Genomic DNA, 20,703 nt, shown 5'->3' with positions numbered 1-20,703 from the left:
GAATCGCCCCCAGTCCAGGAGGAAAACCCCGGGCAGAGCCCGAACCGTGATAATCGCGAGCATCACGCTGCTCAGCGCGCTCTGCCTGAGCGTGCTCAGCGTCCCGAGAATCGCAGGCCTCATACAGCTGATCAGTCGAGATTCCGGCACACTGCTCTACGATGTAACGCAATCCGTGCTGGTCATCGGCTGGGTGCTGAACGGACTGCTGTTGTTCGTGCTGGCGGCCCTGCTGCTGACACGTAGGCGTTCCGCACTCGTACCCGCTGTCGCGGTGCTGATCAGCACGGGGACAGCGCTGCTGGTGGTTAGCATGGGGCCCGGAGTCCTCCGAGGTTTCTGGTACTCCCTGTTCCGTCCTCCGCTGGACCTCCTGGAGAGTGTGATGTTCTATCTCTGCACAGGACCACCGATACTGGCACTGCTCCCGTCCACCCTGCGGGCATTGCCTCCGAAACCGGTGAAAGCCACGCCGTGGTCCCCTTACGGGGGCTCCACCGGATACTGATCCGAAGCGCCTCCGTAGCACGCCAGGACCAGCTTCCGAGCGCTCTTCGGGTTCCCGGTCCGCGAAGCAGGAGCTCGCGAACCGGGAACCACGCGGCCCCCGAACTCACTGCAACCAGCTGCGCTGGGAGAAGTCCTCGTCGTCGTCCCAGTCGTCCTCGAAGGAACGACGCCGCCGCGGAGGCGTCGGGGCGGCGGGCGGAGGAGTAGCCGTCGCCGGAGCTGGTGGTGGAGCGGAAACCGATTGTCCCGTTCGCGGCCCCTCAGCTCCTTCCGGAGCTCTGCCGAAGCGGCCGGCCTGGACGCTCCGATCCGCAGGCGGTTCCGCAGTGGCACGCTCACCGGTAGCCCCGGGTGCGGTCCCGTCGAAACCACTTCTCAACACCTGATCGGCGAACGGATCTTCCTCCTCCTGCTCACCGATGAGGATCTGCTCCTGACGAGCACGCGCCCCCAGAGCAGCCTGCTCGGCAGCACGCTGCTCCTCCCGTGCACGTGCGGCCTCTTCTTCCTGCTCCCGAAAAAGCCGTTCTCGCTCGTCCACCTCGGCCTGAACGGCAGCAGCTTCCGCCTCGTACTCGCTTTCCAGCTCCCGCCTGCGAAGCCGTGACTTCTCCAGCACGGCTTCGAGCTCGGCGGTCGACATTCCCGAACTGTCCATCACGAACTCCACATGATCAGTGGCAATACCTGGCGGTCACTTGCCCTCCTGGTCCCCCAGCACGGCGCTGTACTTCCAGTTGGCCGAGGTGTCGATGCCGTCGTCGAACAGGTTCCCCTCGGTGCGCCACGGGCTGTCGTTGCTGCGTTCCTCGTCGCCACCCTGCTGTCCAGCACCGCCACCCATGCCTCCCATGGGCATCATTCCGCCACGTCCGGACCCCTGATCGTTCTGTCCCGACCCACCGGACTCGCCCATGGAGGCCAGACCGGTCGATCCCTGGGATTCCGTCCGGCTCGAACCGTCCTCCATACCCGGCAAGCCCGCCGATCCGGAGACCTCGCCCACCTTGTTGTTCGGGCGCTCGCCCCACACGCTGCCCCCGCTGTCCTCCGGGGAACTGAACAGATCGCCGGAGAAGGCGGTGAACGTGCGGCGCGGACCGGAATCGGACTGGGACTCGGTGAACATGTTGTCCCCGGCCCACTGCGAAGTGGTCTGCGCGGGCGTGTCGAGCGGATCCGCGCTCTGCGATCCGTTCGGTGTCGCCTGAACACCCCCGTCCGAGGGCGCGGAGGTCGGCTGCGCGTAGGTCTCGCCTCCGCCCGTCTCCCCCGCTGAGCTCGGCATCCCGCTCGCGGCGTCCACCGCCGGGCCCGCGGCGCCACCCGCACCGCTCGCGGCGGAAGCAGCCGCGCGCTGTGCGCCGTCGCCGCTCGGCTGCGCGGTCGTGCCGTTCGCTTGCTGCGCGTTCTGGCCGGAAGCAGCGGGCTGCTCTGCCGCCGCGTTGGCGGATGCGGAACCGGGCGCTTCCGCGGAACCGCTGTCCTGCCCGAAGTCCACGGTCCTGGTCTCGGGGGGCTGATCGCCTCCGTCGTCCACGGAGAGCTGCAGCTGCCCGTCCGGGGTCCGCTCCACTTCAATGGTCCGGTCACCCTGCTCGATGACCGCGGTTCCGTCCTCGTTCGGGCGAATCGTGGTCACCTCCTCGACAGCGTCCGGGACGGAACCACCGGGCTGATCTCCGATCGTTTCCCTCGACTGGCCAGGCATCGTCCGCTGCCCCTCGCTCTCATCCGGAGTCGGGGCTTCCGCTCCGCCGGGAGTCAACGGCGTCCCGGCGCGCATCCCCTCTCCCCCACCTCCTGAGGTGGTTTCCCGCACCGTTCCTGCCTCCGAGGTGGGCCGTTCCTCCTGGGAGTCGTCGAAGGCGATCTCGTAGGTCCGCTCCCTTCCCTGCTCGTCGAGCAGGGTGACCTGAGCGTTCCCCTCCGGGGATGGTTCCCGAACCGTTATCCGATCCGTTCCCTCACCGAAAGTCACCTCATCCCGGGAGAGAGCGTCTCCGGAGTTCGCCGAACCGCTCGAAACGCCGGGTCCCTGTTGTTCCATCCCCTGTTCGGAGTCGGCACCGGCGTCCGTTCCAGCACCGGCACCCGATCTCGGCACGTCGCCCGGGGACACTCCACCCCGCTCCGTGGCACCGGACCCGCCCGGTGCTCCGGCGGTCCCGGCGGTGCCGCCGCTGCCAGAACCGTTTCCGACACCACCGGAGCCGTCGGTACGAGAGTCGCTCCCCGGTCCGGATCCGGTTCCCCGCGTATCCTGCCGGTCCTGCCCTCCCTCGTTCCGGGACTTCTCCGTGGCTCCGGAGTCGGAGTCGTCCAGGTTCGTCAGCGTCTCCCCGTCAAGTTTGTCCAGCTGCTTCTTCAGCTCCGTGAAGGCGCTCTCGGTATTCGTGTAGGCTTCGTGAATCTGTTTGCGCAGCTGCTTGACGTCGTGCGCGTACCAACCGCAGAAAGTGTCCAGCCACTTGATCCGCTCATTGCTCGGAGTCTGGCTCCAAAATGTCCCCCGGCACGCCGGCGCCCCGGAAAGTCGGAGATCTTCCCAGGTCAAGGATATCGTCTTGTCATCATAACTACTGTCACCCTCCCCCATCTTCTCCCGTACTTTTCTTTCCGCGAGCTGATCGAAGGGAGTTTTTTCCGAGTTCACCAGAGCACTCAAGGAAATCGAGTACCCTTCGTTTATCACCTTCTCCATCCCCGCGATGTCCTGAAGAATGTCCTCGGACTGGTCGTCATTGCCGTAGTGCTGGAAGAACCTGCTCTTGTCCTTGAAATCGGACAGGCCACCGGGGCCGATCTCCTCGCGCGGAACCCGCACCGCCGTGTCCAGAGCCCTGCTGGTCCTTTCCAGGATGTCGCAGTACTCGTTCAGCGGCTTCTTGACGGCCAGGTACTGCTCGCGAGCCGCATCCGCGGCCTTGCCCTGCCAGGCCTGGTCCAGCTGCTTGTCCAGCGAGCTCAGATGCCCCTCCCAGGCCTCCCTGTTGCTCGCCAGCTCCGAGAGCTTCCCCGAGGCGGACTCGAGCATCCCCCACTTTATGCCGCGCAGTCTCGGCAGCTCGTACGCCTCGTTGGACCCGGTACCGTAGACCGCGTACTCCGAGGCGGGGTACTTCCTGGCCGCACCCTCGTGCTCGCGCCACTTCTTGAAAACCCTGCCCCACGCCTCGTGGCGCATGGAGTCCTCGAGCTCTTTCAGCTTGTCCAGATGAAAATCGGAGGTTTCGGGAGACCCCGACCCCGAATCGGACCGGTTCGACGACTCGGAATCATCCTTCGACTGGCTTTCATCGAGATTTCTGGCGTGTACTGTGCTGTCGCCTCCCGCTACCACGGTTTACATCCCCTCCCCGGACTTGGATATACCCTCTGCCGCCGACTCGTCCCGTGATTGCATTTCCTTCAACGAGGATTCGACGTTGTCCGCCAAATTCTCCATGTGCGCACGGGCCTGCCCCAACGAGTGCTCGAATCCGCTGCAGGCAGTCTCGAAGGCCCTGTCCACTCCGATTTCCTCACCTATCCGACCGAAAGTACCGTTTCCCGATTCGATCGACTTAGCAAGCTTCATCCCTGTGTTCAGGGCGTCGGCCAAGTTGCGCGTACTGCCCGCGACGTGCTTCATCAATCCGTCGTCATAACTCGCGGGTTTTTCCGGTGACCCCATAACGTCCTCCCCCTAGACAACTCACGCGCTCGTCACGACTTCGTGCTCCGAATCACGGATTACACCGAATACTTCCCGCTGATCATCCCAGATCGCCAGGATTCGGTGTTTTCACTTGGACAGGCGATTGCACGAGCAAAGGCTTCGAAATGCAGGAGCGACTCGATGCCGCCGTGGAGGGGGCAGGGCTCGGCCCGTTCTGCTGGTTCGCCCGCCAGCGGGGTTGCTGCCACTGTTGGGCAGGCTGCTGCTGATACGGCGACGCGACCTGGGGAACATCCCCGGACTGGTAGTAGTACCCGGGCTGGCCGCAGTACTGGGCCGGCTGGACTCCGCAGTACTGGGCCTGCTGAGGCCCGTTGCTCAGCCACTCGCTCCTTCGCTCCCAGCGCACCACGAGCGCGAGCACCGTTCCCGGAGTCCCCAGCACAACCAGGGGCAGCAGTAATTCCCGGCCGTCCATCACGCACCCCCTCCGAGAGCTTCACGCAGTGCGCAGCATCCTATCGGAAACGAGGGAACTGATGATCAGACGAGCACGACCACGAGGATCGCGCCGATCACCATCACGGCGACGGGCAGGAAAAGTACGTAGAGCAGGTCACCGAGGAAATAGCGCATGGCCGAGCGACACCTCCGCCGAAACGGGAGCAGCGGAAACGACTCGGCTCTCAGTGTTTCGCACGACGCGGCCAGTGCTCAAGCACCCAGGTTCCGCCGTCCTGCGCCAAGGTCGCCGCCTTGGCACCGGCCACGGCGAAAGCCGCCAGGACCACGAGGCCCACTACCAGCCCGACTGCGAACAGTGCGATCAACATGGTGAAAACGATGGCACCCATGTGTGAAGGGTCTCACACAAAAGCCCGCCAAGCGAGACTTGGATCACATATTCATCAGATCGAGCCAACGACCTCGGCCAACTGCTCGGCCGTGCTCCGCGCGCGGTCAGCCGTCGGCGCCTCCACCATCACGCGCACGAGCTGCTCGGTTCCCGAGGGGCGCAGCAGCACCCGACCGTGCTCACCCAGCTCAGCCTCCGCGTTCGCCACGGCCTCGGCGACGGCGGGGGCGTGGACAGCGGTCGTCTTGTCCGTCACCGACACGTTGACCAGGCTCTGCGGCAACCGGGTCATGGACGCGGCCAGTTCGGCCAGCGAACTACCCGTGCTCACCATGCGATCCATCAGGCGCAATGCCGTGAGCAGGCCGTCTCCGGTGGTCGCGTGCCCGGGAAGCACGATGTGACCGGACTGCTCCCCGCCGAGAGCGAATCCGCCCGCGCGCAACTCCTCCAGCACGTAGCGGTCCCCCACCGCCGTGGTGCGCAGCTTGAGCCCGTTCTCGCGCATGGCCAGGTGCAACCCGAGATTGCTCATCACCGTGGCCACCACGGTGTCCTCGGTCAGCTCACCCGCGTCGCGCATGGCCAACGCCAGCACGGCCAGGATCCGGTCACCGTCGACCAGCGCACCGGAGGCGTCCACCGCCATGCACCGGTCGGCGTCCCCGTCGTGCGCGATCCCCAGGTCGGCCGCGTGCTCGACCACGGCTTCCTGCAGCCGCTCGGGGCGGGTGGAACCGACCCCGTCGTTGATGTTGACCCCGTCCGGTTCGGCGTGCAGCGCGACGACCTCCGCACCGGCCCTGCGATAGGCCTCCGGAGCCGCCTGCGCGGCAGCACCGTGCGCGCAGTCCACCACCACGCGCAGCCCGTCCAGGGAACGCGAGGTCGAGCTCAGCAGGTGATCGACGTAACGGTCCAGCGCATCGGGCAGCTCGCGGATCCTGCCCACGTGCTCACCCGTCGGCCGGCCCCACGTCTCGTCCAGGCGCGCGGCGATCTCGTCCTCGATCGCGTCGGGCAGCTTGTGCCCGCCCGCGGCGAACAACTTGATGCCGTTGTCCGGCATCGGATTGTGCGAAGCCGATATCATGACCCCGAGATCGGCACCGGTGTCGGCGACCAGCTGCGCCACGGCCGGGGTCGGCAGCACACCGACCCGCAGCACGTCCGCACCGGCCGAGGCGAGCCCCGCGGTCACGGCCGCGTCGAGCATCTCACCGCTCGCCCGGGGATCCCGCCCCACCAGCGCGACGCGCCGCCGGGAGTCGTCCCGCTCGTAGAGAACCCGCGCGGCGGTGCTCGCCAGCGACATCGCCAGCTCCGGGCCGAGATCGGCATTGGCGAGACCACGTACACCGTCGGTGCCGAACAGACGGGACAACCGTTTCCTCCTGCTGAATCACGGCGCGCCCACGCGGCCGGGTGCCTCCGGACCAAATACTGCGGGAGCAGCCTCCCGCCCGACGGGCGGAGACTGCTCCCACAGAGTTCCTCGTCTTCCGGAGAGCCGCAACACGAGCGCGCCCGACCGGAAGGGGCGGGCCCGCCGACCACGACGGGCCCGGAAAAGTCACCGCTTGCTGTACTGCGGGGACTTCCTGGCCTTCTTGAGGCTGTACTTCTTACGTTCCTTGGCCCTGGGGTCGCGGGTGAGCATGCCCGCCTTCTTCAGCGTGGGACGGTCGTCCGGCTGGTAGGCAACCAGGGCGCGGGCGATGGCCATCCGCAGCGCACCGGCCTGACCGGAAGGCCCGCCACCGGTCAGGTTGGCGAAGACGTCGAAGCCCTCTGTGCGCTCCAACAGCTCCAGCGGCTCGCGGGCGATGTTCTGGTGCACCCGGTTCGGCATGTACTCGTCCATCGACTTGCCGTTGAGGACGAACCGACCGGTCCCGGGAACCAGCCGAACCCGCACGATCGCCGTCTTGCGCCGCCCGACGGTCTGGATCGGCCTGCCGGACGGAATCGGTGCCATCTCCTGCGGGAAGGCCTCAGGAGCCGGCTCGTCCGCCGGGACCTCTGCATCGAGGACCTCGGGAGCCGGGGCTTCGTCGGTCTCTGGAGTGCTCACGTGCTCTTCCTCGTATCCCTCGGTCACTTCTTGGCCCTCGTTTCGATCTCGAAGGGCTGCGGCTGCTGCGACTGGTGCGGATGCTCCGGCCCGGCGTACACCCTGAGCTTCTTGCCCATCGCGCGGCCGAGCTTGCCCTTGGGCAGCATGCCCTTGATCGTCCTCTCCAGCAGACGCTCGGGCTTGTTGTCGAGCATCTCGCCGAAGGAGTGCTTCTTCAGGCCGCCGGGATAACCACTGTGCCGGTAGACGAAGGCCTGATCGCGCTTCTTCCCGGTGAGGGCGACCTTGTCGGCATTGACGATGACGACGAAGTCGCCGGTGTCCATGTGCGGAGCGTAGGTCGGCTTGTGCTTGCCACGCAGCAGCGTGGCGGCCTGGGTGGCCAGCCGGCCGAGCACCACGTTCTCGGCGTCGATCACATGCCAGGCGTGGGTCACCTCGCCGGCCTTCGGGCTGTACGTGCGCACGGGTCTACCTCGTCGTCGTTCGCGTTGGAATCTCGGTGCGGCAGTCGTGTCCCGTCGCCCATTACGTCGGGGCGGATCGCGATCCGATTCACCCCGTGGGAACCAAGCACATCCCACAAGTGACCGAGACCGCAACCTCCGGCGGGTCACCCCCGGGGCATACCGCGTCAGTCGGTCGTCGAATCATCTCGCGGTCGTGCACACCCACCGCACAACAACGGATGAGAGTACTCGGTGGCTGACGAACGGGTCAAAACGGGTCCCCTCAAAGCCCCGCGAGGGGCTCTCGCTGCCGACGGTACCGCTTGGACCTGCCTTCAGCACCGAACTCATGGTATCGGACGGTGTCACCGGACGAGACGTGCCCCCTGGATCCCGTTGCGATCCAGGGGGCACGCGCGGCGGTCACCGATGCTTTCCGCTCGGATCCTCGGTCGGCTCGGGCCTTCCTTCGGCGCGGGCAGCGCCGAAACAACCACGCTGCCAGGCCGAGTGACCGCGGGTTCTCCCGTGGTGCTCTCGCGAGGACGGCCCCGACGTCGTTCCGGGACGCCACCCGATGCCGGGACACCCGCTCACGAACCCGCGAGCGGAGAAGAGCCCCGGTCGTCAGCCGCCGAACTTCGCGGCGTTGGCCCGCTCCCCGGCCTGGTAGGACTCGTTGGCCGCGTTGACGGCCATCCCCATCTTGGCCGCGATCTCGCGCATGTTCTGCGCGGACTCGGTCCACTTGCGCTGGGCCTCGTAGTACTGCTCCTTGGCCGCACCGTCCCAAGTCTCGATCAGCGGCTTGAGCATCTGCTCCAGCTCGTCCAGCTCCGACTGGATCTTGGTAGCGGCCTGGTTCAAGCTCTCCGCACCCGCGCTGAGCTGGCCAAAGTTAACCTGAATTTCCGGCATGGTTACACCCTCTCCTCTACGTGATCAACCCGACGGACGAAAAATCTCCGGTGAGGTGACAGGGAATCGCTCAGCCGTTGAGCATGCCCTCGATCTTGGAGACCTCGGCGGCCTGCTCCTCGTCGCGCTGGGCGTAGTCCTGCCCGGAGCTCTTGATGTTGTCGCTGATTTCCTGCAGCTGCGTGGTGATGGTGCTCGCGTTCTCGCGGAACTGGTCCATCAGCTTCTGGAAGGTCCGGCTCGCGTTGCCGTGCCAGGAGGCGATGACCGGGTCGATCTCGCTCTGCAGCTTGTTCACGGCCTGGTCGACGTTGTTGCGGACCTCCTCGACCTGAGCCGCGGACTTCTGCATCAACTCCGAGTCGGTACCGAATCCCTCGGCCATGTGGACAACCCCCTTCGAACTGTGGTCAAAAGATCGATCGAACTTCCGACGCAAACATTGCCAGACACGGTTCCGTCGTGTCCCGGTTTTCGTTCGATCACGTTGCTCATGTAAATACTTCCGGTCCCGGGCGACCCCGTGCGAGCGCGGTCCCGCGTCCGGAAGTGAGCAACGCCTCACCGGACGGCCACGGTGCGCACGACCTGCGCGCAGGCGCTCCGAACCGGCTCCCCGCGCGACGGCCCGTACTGGCACCCGACGCTGATCCGGATGTGCCCGCGGTGCAGCAGATACCAGTCCACAACGGCCTCTCCGAGGCGCTCCTCGTAGTGGACGACCCGCTGCCCCGCGAACTCACCGTCCGGCTCGAACCCGGACAGATCGTCCCCTTCGGACACGCGCCTGTCGAAGCTGCCGCGCAGTTCACGTACCGAGCGCTCACGTCCGGCCTCGACGTCGTAGTTCAGCTCACCCGCGCGAACCGAGATCAGCCGGTTCGGATCCGGCCCCGATCCGGGAGGACGGATGCGCGTTTCCCACAGCTCGGGAGATCCCCCGCCCTGGTGCCAACCCTTCGGGTACTCGAACTCGTAGCCGTAGCGCACCGCGCGGCCGTTCGGCCCCCCGCTCTCCCGACTCGCGGGCGAGCGCTCCGCACCACCCCAGAGGGTCCCGCCCCCGAAGCGGGGCAGGAACACCCAGCTCAGCGCGGCCGTGATCCCGAGCAGCAGCACGACGGCGGAGCCCCCGATCCACCGCGCGGTCCTGGAGCGCCGCCCGGAACCGGTTCCGGCGGGCACTCGCGTGGTCGGGTCTTCCGACCCCGCGACGTTCGGCCCTCCCGGTGCGCCCCGAGCGCTCGGGAGATGCCGAAGGGGCGGGCTCGTGGGAGCCGCTCGGGTCGGTCCCGATGCCGCGGGCACCGCGCGGGCCGCGGATCCGCGCCCTCGTCCATCGCGCACCGGTGGAGCGGGCCCGCCCCGCGGGGACTCCGCGCCCGTCGCGGAGCCACCCGGTATCCGCAACGTACTGGTCCGCCCGTGACCTGGATCCGTGCGCACCGCGCGCAGCGCGCCGCGTGCGACCACGGTCTCCGGTTGGTCCAAAGTGGTCGGTACTGTTCCGAGCCGCTCGTGGATCAACCGCGCCACCAGCGGCACCCTGCTCGACCCGCCGACGAGGAACACCCCGGCCCGCTCGTCCGCGGTCACCCCGCCCTCCCGCAGCACCTCCCGAACCAGCTCGACGACCCCGCCCAGCGAATCGACGATCAGCGATTCCAGGTCCGAGCGGGTGACGTGGGCGTCGGAGAACGGCGGAGGCAGCGGAACATCGGTGTAGCTGTGCCTGGACAGCGTTTCCTTGGCTCCCCGAACGTCCTGACGCAGCACCCTCCTGCGCCTGCGGTCGACCATGTCCCCGCCCTCGACGAGCTCTCGCCAGGCCTCCGGATCGGAGGGCTCCGCGATGCCGCCGATGTGCTCGAGCAGGGCCTGGTCGATGTCCGCCCCGCCGAAGTCCGGTTCACCGCGGGTGGCCCGCACCCGGAAGCCGTCCCCGGACCTGCGCACCAGGCTGGCGTCCACCGTCCCTCCGCCGAGGTCGAGCACGGCCAGCGCCGCCCCCTCGGGCAGCCCGTAACCGGCGGAGTGGAACACCGCGGCCCCCACCGGCTCGGGAACCAGCACGACCTCGGAGCCCATGCCGCCTGCGGCCCTGCGCAGTCGATCGGTCCGCACGGCACCCCACTCCGCGGGGTGGGTCAGCACCAGCAGGTCCACCCCGGCACCGCCCGCGTGGCGCCGCGCCTCCTCCACGACCCTGTCCAGCACGGCTCGAACGGCGTCGACGACGGTGAGCACGGTTTCACCGAGCAGCAGCTCCCCCTCGTCGATCCGCCGCTTCGGGTGCGGTTCGAAGCGGGCCGGGTCCACGGCGGCCTGCCGCTCCGCCTCCTGCCCCACGAACAGCGCGCCGTCCTCCGCGGCGAACACGGCCGAGGAAACCAGCGGCTGCCCGTCGACGGCCACGACGTGCGGTTCACCGCCGTCGCGGGAGACGACGGTGCAGGTGCTCGAGGTGCCGAAGTCCACAGCGACGTGCAGGGTCACGCGCAACTCCTTCCACCGTCGCCCGTCCGGTGCCTGCGACACCGCCACGTGGCGAAGTGTCGACCCGTCGGAACTCTACAGAGCTCGTCGGTGCGGGACGGTGGCCGACTGGCGCGATCCGACCCGGATCCGAGCGACCGCGCCGCGCCGAACGGAACCCGCGCCCGTGCCGCGTTCCGGCGGAAAGCGGGCAGCGGGCCACCGGGACGCGCACCCGGCGGCCCGCACCGCGAAGCCCGTCAGTCCGGCTCGATGTAGGCGGTCTGGATGAGCTGGGGACCGCCCTTGAGACTGCGACTGACCAGGGTCCCCCGTCCCGGGGGAAGCTGGCGGGACTTGATGTTGCCCACCAACTGCCCGTCTTCCTTGTTCGCGCTCATCGCCAGGCCGGGAGCCGAGGCCTCCCGCATCTTGCCCAGCACCGGCTCGAACAGCGCCCTGCTCGCACCACCGGAGTTGCGGGCGATAACCACGTGCAGCCCGACGTCACTGGCCTGGGGGACGAACTCGGACAGCTGCTGCATGGGGTTGTTGCCCGACGTGGGAGCGACCAGGTCGTAGTCGTCGGCGACCACGAACAGCTCCGGACCCGACCACCAGGAGCGGTTCTTCAGCTGCTCCTGGGTGACGTCCGGCCCCGGGAGGCGCTTCTTCAACGCGTTGCACACGTCGTTGATGTTGCTGCGCAGCTGATCGGCCGAAACCGCGTACTCGAGCAGGTGCCCCGAGTCGAGGAAGCCGAGCATGGTGCGCCGGTAGTCCACCAGCAGGATCAACGCCTCCTGCGGGGTGTAGCGGGTGGCGATACCGCGCACGATGGTGCGCAGCAGCGCCGTCTTGCCCGCTTCCCGCTCCGCGAACGCGTAGAAGTGCGGCTCCGCGTCGAAGTCGAGGTAGACCGGGTGCAGGCCGTCCTCGTTGATGCCGATCGGAACCAGCCGCGACTTGGGCTGCTGCTCCGGGGTGGGCAGCTGGTCGTAGGACAGCACGTCGGGCAGCAGCCGGACCTTGGGGGCCGGTTTGCCCTGCCAGGAACTGCGCACCCTGTTGACCAGGTCGGCGACGCCGTCGGAGAGGTCCTCGTTGTAGGCCTGCCAACCGACGCGGTCCCCGAGGTTCTCGCTGTCCACCCGGGGCACGGCGGTCAGGAAGTGCAGCTTGCTCGGGTGCAGCCCGCGACCGGGCCTTCCGGAGGGCACGTTGACGGCGACCTTGCGGTCCACCTCGGACTCGCTCGGGTCACCGAGCCGGAGCTCGAAGCGGGTCCCGATCAGGTCCTTGAGCGCGGGACGGATCTCGGCCCACCTGTTGGCGGAGACGAACACGTGGACCCCGAACGTCAGGCCCTGCGAGGCGAGCTCCAGCACCTCCTGCTCCAGGGTCTCGAAGTCGTTCCGGAAGGCGCCCCAGCCGTCGATCACCAGGAAGACGTCCCCGTAGGCGTCGTCGGTGATCTTGCCCTGACGCTTGCGGTTGCGGAAGTCGGCCATCGAGTCGATGCCGAGCTGCTGGAAGCGAACCTCGCGCTCGGTGACCAGCTGCTTGAGCTCGGCGACGGTGCGCCGCACCACGTCCTGGTCCCTGCGCCCGCCGAACCCACCGACGTGCGGCAGGTTCTGCAGCGCGGCCATCGAGCCACCGCCCAGGTCGATGCAGTAGAACTGCGCCTCCTGCGGGGTGTGCGTCAGCGCCATCGAGGCGACCAACGTGCGCAGCAGGTTGGACTTGCCCGACTGCGGACCGCCCACGACGGCGCCGTGCCCGTTGGCGCCCCCGAGATCGACGATCATGTGGTCCTGGCGCTGCTGGTAGGGCATGTCGATGATGCCGACCGGAACCTGCAGCTTGCCGTTGCCGGCATTGCCCACGGGGGTGTAGCCGCGCTCCTCCGTGGCGGACAGCGGGGGAAGCACACTGTCCAGAGTGGGCGGAGCGTCCAGGGGCGGCAACCACACCTGGTGCGCGGGCGGCCCCTGCCCCTGCATCTTGTTGATCACCAGCTGGAAGTCGGTGTCCGGGAGCCCGTCACCGTCGTTGTCGACACCGGTCTCGCCCTCCGGCTCCGGTTCCGGCTCGACGGGCTGCTCCGGCTCCGCCGGGGGTTCGATGTAGTCCGGCACGAAGAACCGCGGCCGCTTCTCACCGGTCACCGGGGAGGCCGCCACCGTGCGGCGCCGTCCACCCCCCTGGTGCATGTGCCCCGAGACGTAGGCGGCCCGGAACCGGTCCATGCCCCCGGGATGCTTCAGGTAACCGTGCCCACCGGTGGCGGGCAGGTCGCCCGCGTCGGGAACACCGATGGCCGCCCTGGACTCCGAGGCGTTGAAGGTCTTCAGACCGATCCGGTAGGACAGGTGCGACTCCAGACCGCGCAGCTTGCCCTCCTCCAGGCGCTGCGAGGCCAGCAGCAGGTGCACCTGCAGCGAACGACCGAGCCGCCCGATCATGTTGAACAGCTCGGAGAACTCCGGCTTGGTCGTCAACAGCTCGGAGAACTCGTCGATCACCACGAACAGGGCCGGCATGGGGGCCAGATCGGCCCCGGCCTGCCGGGCCTCCTCGTAGTCCCAGACGTTTTTCACCTTCGCCTTGTTCAGCTCCTCCTGCCGCCGGTTCATCTCCCCGGCGAGGGCGTCCTGCATGCGGTCGACCTGGGTCAGGTCGTCGGCGAGGTTGGTGATGGTGGCCGAAACGTGCGGAGCCGCCTCGAAACCGTTGAACGTGGCACCACCCTTGAAGTCGACCAGCACGAAGTTCAGCGCGGTCGACGAGTGGGTGGCCATCAACCCGAGCACGATCGTGCGGAGGAACTCCGACTTGCCGGAACCCGTCGCCCCGATGCACAGCCCGTGGGGGCCCATGCCGCCCGAAGCGGTCTCCTTGATGTCCAGGGAAACCACCTGACCGTCCTCGCCCGGACCTATGGCCACCTTGTAGCGCTCGGGAATCGGGCGCGGACGCCAGGCCTCGTTGAGGTCGAAGGAGATCGGGTCCCCGCTCAGTCCCAGCTGCTCGATGTAGTTCAGCGGGGTGGTGAGCGGTTCCTGACCGCCGCTCTCCGTCTCCGTCTGGGTGCGGGCGACCATGCGGTACGGCGAGAGCTGCCGCGCCAGCGCCGTCGCCTCCTCCTTGCTCATCGAGTCGGGCACGCCGAACCACTCGACGTTGTTGCCGCTGCGCGCGCCGACCCTGTCCTGCTCCACGACCATGCGCATGCCGCGCTTGGTCGTGACAGCACCGAGCACATCGGACAGATCGATGAGGGTCACACCGGTCATCCCGCCTTCCAGCATGATCTGCTCCTCGCGGCTGATCTCCGCGTCGTCGAGCACGATCACCACGTGCGGTCCGTCCGGGGGCGCGTTGTTCCTGTTGAACCGCGGCCTGCCCTCCAGCTGGTCGGCGAGCATGTCCTCGATGGCCCGCAGGGAACCGGCCATCAACCGCTGCTGGCCGATCCCGTCGGTCAGCTCCGGGTGCTGCGAGTGCGGCAGCCACTTGACCCAGTCCCACTCCGCGCGGGAACGCCCCCCGCTGGCCACGGCGATGACCACGTCGTCGGGAGTGTGGAAAGTGGCCAGCTGGGCGATCAACGCACGCGTCAGACCGCGGGTCAGCTCCCGCTCCCCCTGCAACCCGACGGCGGCGAAACCACGCAAGGAGGTCGCCACGGGCAGCTCCGAGACCAGCGAGTGGGCCCGGACGAAGCGACGCAGCGCGAGCGTGGTGATCGGCTCCAACTCGTCGACGGGACCGGTCTGCGGCGGAACCAGGCGCGTCTCCAACCGTTGCGACCCCAGTCCGACGCGGATCTGGCAGAAGTCACCGTCCCCGGTTCGGCGCTCCCACATCCGGCGACTCGTCGCGATGGACCACAGCGTGGACGGTTCGGGATGAACCCAGGTGCGAGCCAGCCGCTGCTCCTCCGCGGCCTGCCTCGCCCGCTCCCTCATCTGACCGAGGTACCGCAGGTAATCCTTGCGGTCCTCGTTCATCTCCGCCTTGCTCTGGCCGCCTCCCTGATTGCCACCGGCCATCATGCCCACGGTGGAAACCAGCATCATCATCGGCATCATCATCATCATCGGGTTGCTCTTGGCCCGCTGAAGCATGAAAACCATCATTCCGAGAGATGCCACGATCATGATGGCCGGAAGGAGTTTCTGCACGATGTTTCCCGGCACCGCCCGCGGAATCTCCGGTGGCGGTTCGAGATGCACCTCTCCGCCCGGCGGCTTGGGAGCGGCCATGCGTGGCGGTCGCTTGAACTGCAGCGTGCTCACCGGACGCGGCACCCTTCCATGTTGTCGGCGATCTGACGTCAACTGCGCAAGCAGCATTCTGTAACCGGCAGTGTTCCCAGCCCCGCCGGGGTGGAGGTTCGCGGCACAGCCGCAGGGCAGCCGCGCACGAGAAGCCGTGCCGGACCCGAGTCGACGAGTTCGACCAAACCCACCCCGCGAAGCGGCTGTTGCCGCCATACTAGAAGGGTCGCGCGGCAGGATGGGGCGATTTCGCGGAAATCGACCCCGGTTGGTTGGATCGGACCGAACGCGCACAGACACGTATCGACCGAACGGAACGAAAAACGAGGGAGTAGGGGGCCCAAGTGGCGACCGGGACCACGGTGTTCAGCCGCGTGACGGTGGTGGCGCCGAAGACTCGCATCGACCTCGCGCTACCCGCTGACGTCTCGGTGGCGGACCTGCTACCGATGCTGCTGGACATGGCTCACGAAGCCACTCCGGACGGCGGGGCGCGACACGGCGGCTGGTGTCTGGCCAAGTTGGGGGACGCGCCGCTGGACACCAGCCAGACCCTGGCCGCGCTCGGCATCGTCGACGGCGACATGCTGCAGTTGCGGCGCAAATCGGACAATCCGCCACCACCGCTGTACGACGACGTCGTCGACGCGCTGGCCGAGGCCGAACCCGGGAGCTACCGCCCCTGGACGAAGGAGACCGCGGCCAGGACCGGCCACGCCGCCGGCGCGATCGCCATGATCGCCTCGGCCGTGGCCCTCGGAATGGCGACGCTTCCGCAGGGAATCATCTTCCACGTCATCGCCGCGGTCACGGGGCTGGCCGTGGCCGTCTTCGCCACCGGCATCGGCGCCATAGTCACCAGGGCATACGGGGCGGCGACCACCGGAACGGTCATCGCGGCGGCCGGTGGCCTGCCGATGGCCTTCGTGGCGGGACTCAACATCGTTCCCGGCGATGAAGTACGCCCCAAATTACTGCTGGCCAGCGCACTGGTACTCATATTCTCGGCGGTGTCGATCATGGTGATCGGCGCGGGGATCATCACCTTCATCGCCGCCGCTACGTTGGCGTTCTTCGCCGTCATCGGCTTCGTGGTCGCCACGCTGGTGCCGGTCGCCACGCTGCCCGGGATAGCGGCCGGGGCCTCGGCGGTGGGACTCGCCGGGATCTCGCTGCTCCCCCGCATAACCATCCAGCTCGCCAAGCTCCCGCTGCCGCACGTGCCGGGCAGCTCCGAGGACCTCAAGGAGGACGGCGGCTTCCCCGACTACTACGAGATCCAGCGCCAGTCCGGGCTCGCGCACAAGTACATGACCGGGCTGATCGTCGGTTGTGGAGCCACCGCCGCGCTCGGCGGGATCCTCGCCGCCGCCGCCCCCAACATCTGGGGCGGAGTGCTCGCGATCGTCGTGGCCGCCGTGCTGATGCTGCGGGGACGCAACTACGCGAACGGCAGCCAGGCGATCGCCCTGCTGCTCAACGGGCTGCTCGCCGCCGTCGGCGTGACCGCCGGGCTGCTGCTGCCGACCACCACCACTCCCACGCAGAAGCTGACCTGGGTCTTCTGGCCGCTGCTGCTGCTCGGCGTGGCCGCGCTCGTGTTCGGCGTCGTCTTCCCGAACAGGCGCTTCTCCCCGGTGCAGCGCCGCAGCGTGGACATCCTCGAAGCGGTGCTGATCGCGCTCGTGCTGCCCCTCGCGCTGGGAGTCATGGACGTGTACATGGCGATCCGCGACCTCAACATCAGCCTCTTCTGACGTGGTCGTTCCGGACAGCCGCGCTCCCGTTCGAACGGTTTCCCGACACCGGCGGCCCCACGTTCCTCACTCGGCTCCGCGGGCACGCAGGAGGACGTGCCCGCGGCGAGTGGGTCGATCGCCCCGTCGCCGTGACCTCTCGACCACTCCCGGAGGGGACAAGTGATGCGCTCAACGACATTCGCGCGTCGTGACGGCCTGCGGCGCACACTGGCGATGTCGGCCGCACTCGGCACGTTCCTGCTGTGCGGCGCGGTACCGCCTGCCGCGGCCCAGGACGCGGGCAGCACCGAGACGAGTGACCAGCCCTACGCACCGCCACCGCTGAACCCGGGGATGACGGCAGGAAGCGGACTGCAGGTCGACGAGGGCTTCCAGCAGCAGCAGGCCTGCATGCAGGCCAGCAATTCCGGGACCACCATCGAGGAGCAGCCCTGGAGCCAGCGACTGCTGGGCTTCCAACGCGCCCACGAGCAGGGGCTGCTCGGCGCCGGCCAGACGGTCGCGGTGATCGACACGGGGGTGAACGAGCACCCGCGTCTCCAGCCCGGGCTCGAGGCCGGCGGCTCGAAGCTGTCCGGCGGGGCGCTGCAGGACTGCGACGGTCACGGCACGATCGTCGCCGGGATCATCTCCGCAGAAAGCTCCGACGAGACCGGCTTCGTCGGCATCGCCCCGGAGAGCACCATCCTGTCCCTGCGGCAGTCCTCCGCGCTGTACAAGAAGCAGGGCGACGGAAGCACACCCGGCACCACCGAGACGATGGCTCGGGCCGTCAACAGCGCGGTGGACAGCGGTGTCGAGGTGATAAACATCTCGCAGTCCTCCTGCCAGTCGCTGGCCCGGGCGAGCAACCCGGCCGACAGGGGCAACCAGAAACTGCACAACGCGGTGAAACGCGCCTACGAGCAGGACGTGGTCGTCGTGGCCGCCGCGGGCAACACCGGCGGGCAGTGCCAGAAGAACGCCCCGGGCAGCCCGAGCACGGCCGTGCTCCCCGCTTGGTTCGACGAGTACGTGCTGACCGTGGCCTCGGTGAACGAGCACGGCGCCCCGTCCGAGTTCACCGTCCCCGGCCCGTGGGTGGACGTGTCCGCTCCCGGGGAGAACCTGGTCTCGCTCGATCCGGGCGTGAACGCCTCCGGGCTGGTGAACCGGGTCGCGCACGGCTCGGACAGCGAGCCGCAGCCGATCCAGGGCACCAGCTTCGCCGCACCCTACGTGTCCGGCCTGGCCGCGCTGATCAAGGAGAAGTACCCGAGCCTGACCGCGGAGCAGGTCATGCACCGCATCATCGACACGGCCCAGCGCACCGGAAGCGACAACGACATCGTCGGGCACGGGATGATCAACCCGATGGCCGCCATCAACAACGTGATCCCGGCCGAGCACGACGCCGCCGCCCCACCGACGCAGCAGCGGCAACTCCAGGCCCACGTCTTCCCCGAGCGCAACTGGGCCGCGGTCGCGGTGGCGCTGGGCGGAGCCGTCGGCGGCCTCGCGACCGTCCTGTTCACGGCTTTCCTCGTCAACGCGGTGCGCAGGGTACGCGCCCGCAACGCGGGAACCACCCCGGAGTGAGGCCCCGGGCGGATCCCGATCCGCCGCGGGAGCCTGCTCCGCAGCGGGTGGTCGCCGCGAACGCGACCGCCCACTGCCTGGCGGGGCACCACGCCCCGGGCAGCGAGTGCTCTCCCGAGCGGTGTCCCGCACCGAGCCGGTGGAGCACTCGCTCGGCACCACCCCGGGACGCCGCCGCGGACCGCCCCGGCGACGCGAGCACGCGGTCCCCGCGCCAGTGACGCGGGGACCGCATCTCGCTCAGCTCCCGGGGCTCAGCTCCCGGCGGAGACCGAGTTCCCCGCCGCGGACTCCGAGTCCTCCTCCGGAGGCCGGTTCACCCCGGCCTCGGAGTCCATCGGAATGGAGTCGTACACGAGACTGGCCTGAGCCGGATCCAGGAAATCCCCGGACGGCAGGGCACCGAGCACCGAAGCCGGAGCTGACTTGATGTCACCGGCACCGTTCACGACGCCGAGCCCCTTCGCCGTGGCGAGGTCCTTGATCCCGTAGGTCACACCGCGGTCGGAGACCAGGTAGATCGGCCCGCCCTCGGCGGTGTCCGGCCCCGTCGTGCCGCGCACCACGGCCGCCTTCCCCGGGGGCATGTAGAAGTAGTCCACCCGCGGTCCCTGGCCGTCGTACTGCGCCAGTTTGACCGGGGCCTTCGGCGCGGGAGAGCCCGATCCCACGGTCACGGTGACCTGCTGCTCACCGGAGCGGTCGCTCCAGCTCAGGCAGGAGCTGTCCGCCTCGGAGAACGGAACCGGCTCCGGCACCCCCTTCGGGAAGTGCTGAACGGCGAGCTCGTCACTCGCGTCCGCGTCGTCCACCTCGGTCAGCATCCCCGTGGCATTGGGAATCTCCTCGGAGGAGTACCGGGACGCGTGCAGCACGGCGGCGGCACCGCGAGTGATCCGCTGCTTACCGCTGTCCAGCAGCACGAAGTACTCGTGCTCGTTCTCGTTCTGCCCGGGAACGCTCCGGGAAACCACGTCACCGAGCTGGTAGGTCCCGCTGCGGTAGTCCGGGCTCCCCTCCGGGAGGTCCGGGACCTCCAGGGAATCGACCTCGGGGATCGCGTTGAGCATGTTCGTGCTGATCGCTCGCGGCTCCGCACCGCTCAGCCCGAACATCTCCAGCACGGCGGGATCCGCGTCGGTGACGTTCGCGCGGACCACGCGGGTTGCCGAACCGTTCCGCGAGTCGTCGCGGTAGACCAGGTAGCGCTGCTGCGAGCTGTTGTCCTCCACGTACAGCGCCTGGTCGACCCCGAGCTCCTCACCCCGATCCGCGACACCGCCGACGACAGTGGTCTCCACAGTGGCCGCCGCCTGCATCTTCGACGGACTCAACGCCTTGTTCAGCTCGGCCACGTCACAGATGGCCCAGGCCGGGGAGACGGTCTCGTCCGGGGAGGGGAGAAGGTTCGGTGCGTTGGGAATCCCCGTTTTCGGACCGCGGGGCAGCTCGGCCAGCGCGGCCTCCTTGACCTTCGTCGGCTCGATAGCCTGTCCTTGACCACCTCCATTGGCCATGACCAGCAGTTTGGCCGAAGCCATGTTCAGCATCGGAATCAACCGCTTGTCGGTCCGATCATCGGAAGTGACGACGTAAACGCTGCCGCTGCCCTTCGCGATGACCACCGAACCCGGTTTGGGAACGGTTCCCTGCCCACTGAACAGTCCCCAGACCAGGAAGCCGATCATTCCGATGCAGGCGAGGATCGCGCCTGCGATCGTCGCTCGTTTGTGCGAGCCCAACGGATCGTGCAACATCACCGCGTCCTTGCGGGCGAGCGCGGACTCCATGCGGCGTATGACGAACTTGTAAGCCTGGACTTGTGATTTCGTCGTGGGTGTTGATGCCATTCTTCGCCTAAAGCTCTCCCGTCCGAGGTACCGTTCAGCAGGGTAGCCGGGAAAGGGTGCCGCGTGGGTACGGTTCGACCGACTCAGCGCAGTATTCTCTTCGATCGGTTACCGGTACCTACACTCGCCCGCACCCACAGTGGGCAGACGCATCTACCTGCGAGGGGGAGAGACCCAACGGATGTCCGTGACCACACAGCATCCGGCCCAGCCGAAAGCGTCAGGATCATCAGGCGCCGGGCCCACGAACACACCGCGGGCGCGAGTCCGGGCACGGCGACGC

Annotated in this window: 14 protein-coding genes; 3 read left to right on the top strand and 11 right to left on the bottom strand. The window is 68.0% G+C overall.

All coding sequences use genetic code 11. The features are described from left to right. Positions 1-46 precede the first annotated feature (46 nt). Complete coding sequence (locus G9Q41_RS06200) at positions 47-508, top strand: hypothetical protein (protein WP_165631835.1); 462 nt, start codon at positions 47-49, stop codon at positions 506-508. A gap of 105 nt (positions 509-613) precedes the next feature. Here the strand turns inward: G9Q41_RS06200 and G9Q41_RS06195 are convergent, their stop codons facing one another. The 10 genes from G9Q41_RS06195 to eccCa all read right to left on the bottom strand — a co-directional run bounded on the left by G9Q41_RS06195 (position 614) and on the right by eccCa (position 15,250). Further along, positions 614-1,168, bottom strand: a complete 555-nt coding sequence (locus G9Q41_RS06195; RefSeq protein WP_165631836.1) for a hypothetical protein — start codon at positions 1,166-1,168, stop codon at positions 614-616. A gap of 36 nt (positions 1,169-1,204) precedes the next feature. Then, on the bottom strand, positions 1,205-3,697 hold the full coding sequence (locus tag G9Q41_RS06190) for a WXG100 family type VII secretion target (protein ID WP_165631837.1): 2,493 nt from the start codon (positions 3,695-3,697) through the stop codon (positions 1,205-1,207). Positions 3,698-4,857: 1,160 nt separating this feature from the next. Further along, positions 4,858-5,025, bottom strand: a complete 168-nt coding sequence (locus G9Q41_RS06185) for a hypothetical protein (RefSeq protein WP_165631838.1) — start codon at positions 5,023-5,025, stop codon at positions 4,858-4,860. 54 nt (positions 5,026-5,079) lie between these two features. Next, positions 5,080-6,411, bottom strand: a complete 1,332-nt coding sequence (glmM, locus tag G9Q41_RS06180; protein ID WP_092526056.1) for a phosphoglucosamine mutase — start codon at positions 6,409-6,411, stop codon at positions 5,080-5,082. Positions 6,412-6,600: 189 nt separating this feature from the next. Next, positions 6,601-7,128, bottom strand: a complete 528-nt coding sequence (gene rpsI / locus G9Q41_RS06175) for a 30S ribosomal protein S9 (RefSeq protein ID WP_092526053.1) — start codon at positions 7,126-7,128, stop codon at positions 6,601-6,603. After that, positions 7,125-7,571 (bottom strand): 50S ribosomal protein L13, encoded by a 447-nt coding sequence (gene rplM, locus G9Q41_RS06170; RefSeq protein ID WP_017976767.1) that lies wholly within the window; start codon positions 7,569-7,571, stop codon positions 7,125-7,127. The genes rpsI and rplM overlap by 4 nt, the downstream gene beginning before the upstream one ends. Before the next feature lie 609 nt (positions 7,572-8,180). Continuing rightward, a complete protein-coding gene (locus tag G9Q41_RS06165) occupies positions 8,181-8,471 on the bottom strand; it encodes a WXG100 family type VII secretion target (protein ID WP_092526049.1) in 291 nt (96 codons plus the stop codon). Between the two features lie 70 nt (positions 8,472-8,541). After that, a complete protein-coding gene (locus G9Q41_RS06160; protein WP_092526046.1) occupies positions 8,542-8,856 on the bottom strand; it encodes a WXG100 family type VII secretion target in 315 nt (104 codons plus the stop codon). Positions 8,857-9,032: 176 nt separating this feature from the next. Then, entirely contained in the window at positions 9,033-10,967 is a 1,935-nt protein-coding gene (locus G9Q41_RS06155) for a type VII secretion-associated protein (protein WP_165631839.1), read from the bottom strand. A 239-nt stretch (positions 10,968-11,206) separates the two neighbouring features. Continuing rightward, the gene (gene eccCa, locus G9Q41_RS06150; RefSeq protein ID WP_165631840.1) at positions 11,207-15,250 is read right to left on the bottom strand and encodes a type VII secretion protein EccCa; all 4,044 of its coding nucleotides are present in this window, start codon (positions 15,248-15,250) and stop codon (positions 11,207-11,209) included. Between the two features lie 326 nt (positions 15,251-15,576). Between eccCa and eccD the strand changes: the two genes are divergently transcribed. Next, entirely contained in the window at positions 15,577-16,989 is a 1,413-nt protein-coding gene (eccD, locus tag G9Q41_RS06145; RefSeq protein WP_092526037.1) for a type VII secretion integral membrane protein EccD, read from the top strand. Between the two features lie 165 nt (positions 16,990-17,154). Further along, on the top strand, positions 17,155-18,570 hold the full coding sequence (gene mycP / locus G9Q41_RS06140) for a type VII secretion-associated serine protease mycosin (RefSeq protein ID WP_165631841.1): 1,416 nt from the start codon (positions 17,155-17,157) through the stop codon (positions 18,568-18,570). 254 nt (positions 18,571-18,824) lie between these two features. Here mycP and eccB read toward each other — a convergent pair whose 3' ends face one another. Further along, positions 18,825-20,420 (bottom strand): type VII secretion protein EccB, encoded by a 1,596-nt coding sequence (gene eccB / locus G9Q41_RS06135; RefSeq protein WP_165631842.1) that lies wholly within the window; start codon positions 20,418-20,420, stop codon positions 18,825-18,827. Positions 20,421-20,703 lie beyond the last annotated feature (283 nt).

The sequence above is a fragment of the Actinopolyspora sp. BKK2 genome (genome assembly GCF_011291845.1).
GTDB classification, from domain to species: Bacteria; Actinomycetota; Actinomycetes; order Mycobacteriales; family Pseudonocardiaceae; genus Actinopolyspora; species Actinopolyspora saharensis.
The sequence above is the reverse complement of the archived record's forward strand: the minus strand, read 5'-3'. Positions and strand labels throughout refer to the sequence as shown.